The 475-nt window shown below is 62.1% G+C and carries 2 protein-coding genes; both read left to right on the top strand.

The genetic code is table 11. From position 1 onward, the window contains the following. On the top strand, positions 1-90 hold a 90-nt coding region (locus FJT57_RS17470), incomplete at its 5' end, for a DUF7558 family protein (RefSeq protein ID WP_449405212.1). Positions 91-161: 71 nt separating this feature from the next. Further along, complete coding sequence (locus FJT57_RS15920; protein ID WP_144906838.1) at positions 162-464, top strand: hypothetical protein; 303 nt, start codon at positions 162-164, stop codon at positions 462-464. The last annotated feature ends 11 nt before the right edge of the window (positions 465-475 follow it).

The raw sequence follows: 475 nt of genomic DNA, 5'->3' as shown, positions 1-475 counted from the left end.
GGGCCGCTCCAACTGTGTGCTCGCTGTAGCCCCGGTGGGCCCGCCACGCACTGGACGCGTGACCTCGAAGAGCATCTCGTGGACGAGTGACGCTTGGCCGAGTGAGGCTTACATCGTACACACGAAAACGGCTAAGTGCGTTGGCTCACAATGTACACATCATGAGCACCGATAAGAAGCGCGTGCAGTTTCGGGCCCCCGATCGGCTCATCGACCGGGCCGACGCACTGGCCGCAGTCCTCGGGGAAGACCGGACAGACGTCCTCGTGACCGCGCTTCGGGAGTACCTCAAAGACGCCGCTCACGACGACGCACTCACCCAGGAGATCGCCGCCGCCTATTACGACGATGAGATCACCTTCGAGCAACTCAAAGCGCTCGTCGGCGCCGAAGAGGCGGCAAACCTCCGAGTGTTGAAACAGCAGTTGGACGAGGACTTCATCGACGAGGTCGCCGACGCATAGATGTCGCGGTG

It is taken from the genome of Halobellus captivus (assembly GCF_007655485.1).
GTDB lineage: Archaea > Halobacteriota > Halobacteria > Halobacteriales > Haloferacaceae > Haloquadratum > Haloquadratum captivum.
This window is presented reverse-complemented; position numbering and strand designations above follow the sequence as displayed.

Bases quoted from the DNA above. Each gene is read 5' to 3' on its own strand.
- FJT57_RS15920 (WP_144906838.1), top strand. From the start codon at position 162: ATGAGCACCGATAAGAAGCGCGTGCAGTTTCGGGCCCCCGATCGGCTC.